This window comes from Streptomyces sp. 8L, from assembly GCF_020176795.1.
Lineage (GTDB): Bacteria > Actinomycetota > Actinomycetes > Streptomycetales > Streptomycetaceae > Streptomyces.
Window position 1 is genome coordinate 1 of sequence record NZ_JAIUKE010000247.1, and the last position, 7,049, is coordinate 7,049.

Sequence of the window (7,049 nt, forward strand, 5' to 3'; positions counted from 1 at the left end):
GGCGCGGCCGGGGCCGCCTGCTTCGCGGGAGCCGCGGCGGCGTCCGCGGCCACAGGCTGCGGGGTCTTGTCCGCCGTGCCGGTGCCACCCGGCTTGTAGTCGGCGAAGAAGTCCCACCAGGCACGGTCGACGGAGTTCGGGTCCTGGAGGTACTGCTGGTAGATCTCGTCGACAAGCCACTCATTGGCGCCGAAGGCGGTGGCAGGGTTGGCACCCTGCCCGTCTTGGCCATCGGTCGAGATGCTCGCGTTACTGGGGGACTGAGACGACACGGCGTGAACCGCCCTCTTCCGCTTCACAAGGTGATGGACAGCGGAAATCAAGGCTACGCCTACCGGGCGGCCGGACGCAGGCCGGACGGTCCATCGTCGTGCACATCACATCCGACGAGGTGTTTCGGCGTGCCTTTTGGCGGGAATCAAACGTGTTTTGCCAGGCCAGGGTCGTACGCCCTCGCGAGCGGCTGGAGCGTCCGCGACCCTGGCCCACTCTGTCTCCGGTACGCCGGTCCTGAACTGGTAGTACCCGGATGGGGGCATACGCCAACCACCCAGTCCGGTATTTTCCGGTGTCTTCCCGGCGCGCCCGTGTGACGGGGACGTACCGGCACCGCTCGTCCCGACGGGCGCACGCCGTCAACCCCGCTGGCCCGGCACTCCCGGAAGGGTGACCTGTATCCGGCAGCCGGAGGCGGATTCGGCCACTCCTATCCGGCCGCCGTGCAGATCCACGGCCCAGCGCGCGATGGCGAGGCCGAGGCCCGTACCGCCGTCGTTGCCGCCCTGACCGCCGCCCGAGGTGATGCGGCCCCGGTTGAACCGCTCGAAGACCCGGCTGCGCTCCTCCTCCGGGATGCCGGGACCCTCGTCCCGGACCTCCAGGTCCAGCGACTCCGCCGCCTCGCCCCGCCGCGCCCGGACGGTGACCCGCCCGTGCCGCGGGCTGTGCTTGACCGCGTTGTCGATGAGATTCGCCACGACCTGGTGCAGCCGCTCCGCGTCCGCGTACGCCGTCAGCTCCGGCGGCGACACGTCCAGGTGCAGATGGACGTCCGTCCTGGTGTGCAGCCCGGAGCCGCTGCTCATGCCGCGCTGCGCCGCCGCGAGGTTGGCCTCCTTGAGGATGCCCGACAGATACGGCCACACCTCGAAGCGGGTCGCCTTCAAAGGCACGACGCCGTTGTCGATGCGCGACAGGTCGAGCAGCGTCTCCACCAGCCGGCCGAGGCGCTCCGTCTGGCTGAGCGCCGTGCGCATCGTCTCCGGGTCCGCGGCCGAGACGCCGTCCACGACGTTCTCCAGGACGGCCCGCAGCGCGGCGATCGGCGTGCGCAACTCGTGCGACACGTTCGCGACCAGCTCTTTCCTGTGCCGGTCCACCGCCTCCAGATCGTCCGCCATGCGGTTGATCGTCGACGCGAGGTCGCCAAGCTCGTCCCGCCGGTCCGCGCCGCTCACCCGGCGGGTGTACTCGCCGTGCGAGATGCCCTTGGCGACGGTGTTCATCTCGTCCAGCGGCGCGGTCAGGCCGTGCGCCACGAACTGGGTGATCAGCAGCGTCGCGATCACCGAGAACACCGTGATGAACCGCAGCTCCGTCTTGGTCCGCAGCGCCACCATCAGCAGTCCGGTCGTGATGAAGACCGAGACCACGACCAGAGTGCCGAGCTTCGCCTTGATCGAGAAGGGCCGGACGTCCCACCGGTCACGCCGGTCCCAGCCGTTCCGGCCCTCTCCCGATCCCGCTCGCCGCGCACTCCGTCCGCCGCCGTCCCCCGGCCGGCCTGCCAGGTTCATGGCGCGGGGGTCTCCAAGGCGTAGCCGACGCCGTGGACGGTACGAATCCGCTCCGCGCCGATCTTCCGGCGGAGAGCCTTGATGTGGCTGTCGACCGTCCGCGTGCCCGAGGCGTCCGCCCAGTCCCACACCTCCGCGAGCAGCTGCTCGCGGGAGAGGACCGCCCGCGGTGTGTTCGCCAGGCACACCAGCAGATCGAACTCCGTCGGGGTCAGGTGCACGTCGTCACCGCGCACCCGCACCCTGCGCTGGGCGTGGTCGACCTCCAGTTCGCCCAGCCTGAGGATGCCGCTGCGCGGAGTCACCGCGGCCAGCGCCGCCCGCTCCACCCTGCGCAGCAGCACATGCACGCGCGCCGCGAGCTCCCGCATGGAGAACGGCTTCGTCATGTAGTCGTCCGCGCCGACGCCGAGCCCGACGAGCATGTCCGTCTCGTCGTCGCGCGCCGTCAGCATCAATACCGGGACCGGCCGCTGTGCCTGCACACGGCGGCACACCTCCAGTCCGTCGAACCCGGGCAGCATGATGTCGAGCACCATCAGATCCGGCTGCCATGCCTCCGCGGCGTCGACCGCAGCGGGGCCGTCGACGGCGGTCTGGACGAGGAAGCCCTCGGCCCGCAAGCGGGCCGCGATGGCGTCGACGATGGTCGCGTCGTCCTCGACGACGAGGACCCGACGCTGAGCGCCCGGCGTGGCCGCCACTCCGTTGTGGCTGGTATGTGTCTGCTCCATCGCCCGCCCCTGGTACGCGTTCTCCGCGCTCCGTATGCCCTCGATTCGCCGGTCTACGTCGTGGACTGCCTTGGGGGGTGTCGTAGATCGTCGAATCCTGTACTTCGTGGAGCAGCGTAGAGGTAGGGGGCGCCTTTCGGCTACGCAGTGCGAACAGCGAGATGGACGACGTCGGGTACTCCCCGGGCAACCCCCACCTCTTCGGCCGTTACCCCGGTGAATCCGGCATTCCGCAATGCATCGGCAAAGGTCGGAGAGGGTTGCGCAGACCAGACGGCGAGCACCCCCGAGGGGTTCAACAGGGCCTGGCAGGCGGCGAGTCCTTCCTCTGTGTAGAGGTTTTCGTTGCTCTCGGTCACGGTCCAGTCCGGCCCGTTGTCGATGTCAAGACACAGTGCGTCATACCTGTCGGAGGTGGTACGTACGTACTCCAGGAGATCGGTGTGCAGAATCACAGTGCGCGGATCGACCAGCGCGGCCTTCGACACCCGCGCGAGCGGTCCCTCGTGGTGCCAGTCGATGACGGCCTGCTCCCGTTCGACCACCGTGATCCGGCCCCACCGCGCGTCCGCCACGGCGTGCGCGAGCGAGAAGCCGACGCCGAGGCCGCCGATGAGGACGGACGGCAGCATGGCCCGCCGCTCCTCGGGCAGCGCGCGCAGCGCGGCGTCGACCAGCAGCCGCTCGGAGCGCCCGTCCGAGGTGTCCATCAGGAACGTGCCGTTGGAGATGATCTCCAGCACGTCGGCGCCGTCGCCCTCGGCGGGCCGCCGGCGCAGCACGATCTCGCCGTAGGGCCCCTCCCGCCGGTCCAGCGTGACGGGCGGCCCTGCTGCGCTGCCCCGGGCAGCGGCCGGATCGGGCACGTCGGTGCTCCTGTCTCTCGTACGGCCCCGCCGGGGCCTTCGGACGCGGTGCTCACGCGGTCGTACGCCGCCGTGGTGCGGCGGCGTCCCGGCGTCTCGCGCGGGCGTCGCACAGGGCCCATCTTCGCAGCGAGCGTGCCGTGTCCGTGTCCGGCGCCGTCAGTCCGAAGCGGGCGGCGCGGCTTCCCCGGCGCCGACGTCGGCGCCCGTGCCGTTGCCCGTCCGGTCCGGAACCGGGGCGCCGGGGGCGTCGAGCTGGTGGGCTGCCCAGACGTAGCTCTCGGGGAGCAGGCCGGTGATGGGGACCTCGCGGAGCCGCTCGCCCGCGCCGACGATGACATGGACGGCGGGGAAGTAGTCGAGAAGGACCTGCCGGCACCGGCCGCACGGAGGGATCACCCCCCGGTCGCGGTCGCCCACGGCGACGATGGTGTCCAGGTCGTACACGCCCTGGGCGGCCGCCGCGCCGACGAGGACCAGCTCGGCGCAGGGGCCTCCGGTGAAGTGGTAGGCGTTCACGGCGGTGACGATCCGGCCGTCCGGCGCGCGGCCCGCCGCCGCCACGGTGTGGTTGTCGCCCCGGCACCGGGTGCGCGCGACGTGCTCCGCGGCCTCGACGAGTCCGCGGTCGACGGGGTGGGTCCGCCCGGTCATGTGCGTTCCTGCTTTCGGCTCTCGGCCTTCGTCTGGTGTCAGGAGACGGTGGCCCGGGTCGCGGCGCCGCGCAAGCGAATACCGGGGGTGCGCGGTTCGCCCCGGTGGGCATCCTTACGCGGGCGCGGCGGGGTCCCCGGGGGCGGTGGCCGGCACCTCGACGCGGGCGTGCGGGGCCGGGTTCCCGCCCGTCGCGCGGCGCTCCTCCGGCCGGAATGCGCTCGCCGTACGCGGCGTTCCCGCCCTACCGGGTGCGCGCGGAGGCAGATCCCCCCGGCCCGGCGCATTTCAGCGCGTACCGCGATCGCCTTCACGAACGCGCAGGTGAGCGGCGGGGCCGACGCCGGAGGCGAGGAGGCGGCCCCGAGCGAGTGATCGCTCACGGCGAACATCCGGCCCCGGCGGGAACATCCGGGCACTCATAAGCATTGAGCCTGCATAGCTCAACTTGATTGCCGAAGGGGAGATCATGGCTGCAATTTCCACACCGCTCACGCTTCCCGTGCTGCCGCTCGACGACGAGGTCGTGCTCCCCGGCATGGTGGTGCCCCTGGACCTGTCCGACGCCGAGGTCCGTGCCGCCGTGGAGGGCGCCCAGGCCGCCGCGCGTGCCGAGGGCGCCGGCGCGGGAAAGCCGCAGGTGCTGCTCGTGCCGCGCGTCGACGGCTCGTACGCCTCGACCGGCGTGCTCGGCACGGTCGAGCAGGTGGGCCGGCTCTCCGACGGCGACCCCGGCGCCCTGATCCGCGGTCGCGGGCGGGTGCAGATCGGTGCCGGTACGAGTGGTCCCGGCGCCGCCCTGTGGGTCGAGGGCATCAGCATCGAGGAAACCGTCCCCGACCCGCTGCCGGGTTCCGTCTCCGAGCTGGTGAAGGAGTACAAGGCGCTCGCCACCGACTGGCTGAAGAAGCGCGGCGCCTGGCAGGTCGTGGACCGCGTCCAGCAGATCGAGGACGTGTCGGCGCTCGCGGACAACTCCGGCTACTCGCCGTTCCTGTCCCTCGCCCAGAAGGTGGAGCTCCTGGAGACGGCCGACCCGGTCGAGCGGCTCAAGCTCGCGACGCGGCTGCTCCGCGAGCACCTGGCCGAGCAGGACGTCGCCGAGTCCATCGCGAAGGACGTGCAGGAGGGCGTCGACAAGCAGCAGCGCGAGTTCCTGCTGCGGCGCCAGCTGGAGGCCGTGCGCAAGGAGCTGCGCGATCTGGACGGTGGCGAGGACGACGAGTCCGACGACTACCGGTCCCGTGTCGAGGCGGCCGATCTGCCGGAGAAGGTCCGCGAGGCGGCCCTCAAGGAGGTCGAGAAGCTGGAGCGCTCCAGCGACCAGAGCCCGGAGGGCTCCTGGATTCGCACCTGGCTCGACACCGTCCTCGAACTGCCGTGGAACGAGCGCACCGAGGACGCCTACGACATCCGGGGTGCCCAGGAGATCCTGGACGCCGAGCACGCCGGCCTGGAGGACGTGAAGGAGCGCATCACCGAGTACCTGGCGGTGCGCAAGCGCCGCGAGGACCGCGGTCTCGGCGTGGTCGGAGGCCGCCGCGGCGGGGCCGTGCTGGCCCTCGTGGGTCCTCCCGGCGTCGGCAAGACGTCCCTCGGCGAGTCCGTCGCCCACGCGATGGGGCGGAAGTTCGTCCGCGTCGCGCTCGGCGGCGTGCGCGACGAGGCGGAGATCCGCGGCCACCGGCGTACGTACGTCGGCGCGCTGCCCGGCCGTATCGTCCGCGCCATCAAGGAGGCCGGGTCGATGAACCCGGTGGTCCTGCTCGACGAGATCGACAAGGTCGGCTCCGACTTCAGGGGCGACCCGGCGGCGGCGCTGCTCGAAGTCCTCGACCCGGCGCAGAACCACACGTTCCGCGACCACTACCTGGAGGTCGAACTCGACCTCTCCGACGTGGTCTTCCTGGCCACGGCCAACGTGCTCGAAGCCATTCCCGAGGCCCTGCTCGACCGCATGGAGCTGGTCACGCTCGACGGCTACACCGAGGACGAGAAGGTCACCATCGCCCGCGACCACCTGCTGCCCCGGCAGCTGGAGCGCGCGGGTCTGGAGACGGGCGAGGTCAGCATCGGCGACGACGCGCTGCGGAAGCTGGCGGGCGAGTACACCCGTGAGGCGGGCGTACGGAACCTGGAGCGGGCGATCGCGCGGCTGCTGCGCAAGGTCGCGGCGGAGCACGAGCTGGGGCGGCGCGAGCTGCCGTTCGCACTCGGCTCCGAGCACCTCCGCAAGCTGATCGGCAGGCCGCACCACGTGCCGGAGTCCGCGACGGACCCGGCGGAGCGCCGCACCGCCGTACCCGGCGTGGCGACGGGCCTGGCCGTCACAGGAGCCGGTGGCGACGTCCTCTTCGTGGAGGCGTCGCTGGCCGACCCGGAGACGGGCGGCGCGGGCCTGACCCTGACGGGCCAGCTCGGTGACGTGATGAAGGAGTCGGCGCAGATCGCCCTCTCGTACCTGCGCTCGCACGGTGCGGAGTTCGAACTGCCGGTCGGTGACCTGAAGGACCGGGGCGTGCACATCCACTTCCCGGCCGGAGCGGTCCCGAAGGACGGCCCCAGCGCGGGCATCACGATGACCACGGCCCTCGCGTCGCTGCTCAGCGGCAGGCAGGTCCGCACGGATGTCGCGATGACCGGCGAGGTCTCCCTGACCGGCCGGGTCCTGCCCATCGGCGGCCTGAAGCAGAAGCTGCTGGCCGCGCACCGGGCGGGCGTCAGCACGGTCGTGATCCCGAAGCGGAACGAGGCCGATCTGGACGACGTCCCGGCCGAGGTCCTGGAGAAGCTGGAGGTCCACCCGGTCACGGACGTCCGGCAGGTCCTGGAGCTCGCCCTGTCCCCGGCGGAACTGCCGGTCTCCGCCGCGGCCTGACCGACGCCCCGTTCGACCGCCCCTGGTGGGGGCCGCCGGCCCCCCAACAGGCCCCGCCGCCCCCCCCCCCCCCCGCGGCCCGCCCGGCGCGGGGGAACGCGGGCCCCAGGGCTGTGGTGGG

The 7,049-nt window shown here is 72.0% G+C and carries 6 protein-coding genes; 1 reads left to right on the forward strand and 5 read right to left on the reverse strand.

Going from position 1 to position 7,049, the window contains the following annotated elements; genetic code table 11:
* From LCE31_RS40510 to LCE31_RS20840, 5 genes are all read right to left on the reverse strand, one after another.
* Nucleotides 1–272 (reverse strand): 2-oxoglutarate dehydrogenase E1 subunit family protein (locus LCE31_RS40510; RefSeq protein WP_225016342.1); only part of this gene is annotated, 272 nt, incomplete at its 3' end.
* 363 nt (nt 273–635) lie between these two features.
* Nucleotides 636–1,796: a HAMP domain-containing sensor histidine kinase gene (locus tag LCE31_RS20825; protein WP_225016344.1), complete on the reverse strand. Its 1,161-nt coding sequence runs from the start codon at nt 1,794–1,796 to the stop codon at nt 636–638.
* Complete coding sequence (locus LCE31_RS20830) at nt 1,793–2,530, reverse strand: response regulator transcription factor (protein ID WP_225016347.1); 738 nt, start codon at nt 2,528–2,530, stop codon at nt 1,793–1,795. The genes LCE31_RS20825 and LCE31_RS20830 overlap by 4 nt, the downstream gene beginning before the upstream one ends.
* A 140-nt stretch (nt 2,531–2,670) precedes the next feature.
* The gene (locus tag LCE31_RS20835; RefSeq protein ID WP_225016349.1) at nt 2,671–3,396 is read right to left on the reverse strand and encodes a spermidine synthase; all 726 of its coding nucleotides are present in this window, start codon (nt 3,394–3,396) and stop codon (nt 2,671–2,673) included.
* 159 nt (nt 3,397–3,555) lie between these two features.
* On the reverse strand, nt 3,556–4,050 hold the full coding sequence (locus LCE31_RS20840) for a cytidine deaminase (RefSeq protein WP_374118511.1): 495 nt from the start codon (nt 4,048–4,050) through the stop codon (nt 3,556–3,558).
* Nucleotides 4,051–4,519: 469 nt separating this feature from the next.
* On the opposite strand from LCE31_RS20840, the gene lon reads away from it, so the two are divergent.
* Entirely contained in the window at nt 4,520–6,928 is a 2,409-nt protein-coding gene (lon, locus tag LCE31_RS20845; protein ID WP_225016351.1) for an endopeptidase La, read from the forward strand.
* The last annotated feature ends 121 nt before the right edge of the window (nt 6,929–7,049 follow it).

Bases quoted from the DNA above. Each gene is read 5' to 3' on its own strand.
- LCE31_RS20825 (WP_225016344.1), bottom strand. From the start codon at position 1,796: ATGAACCTGGCAGGCCGGCCGGGGGACGGCGGCGGACGGAGTGCGCGG.
- LCE31_RS20830 (WP_225016347.1), bottom strand. From the start codon at position 2,530: ATGGAGCAGACACATACCAGCCACAACGGAGTGGCGGCCACGCCGGGC.
- LCE31_RS20840 (WP_374118511.1), bottom strand. From the start codon at position 4,050: ATGACCGGGCGGACCCACCCCGTCGACCGCGGACTCGTCGAGGCCGCG.
- lon (WP_225016351.1), top strand. From the start codon at position 4,520: ATGGCTGCAATTTCCACACCGCTCACGCTTCCCGTGCTGCCGCTCGAC.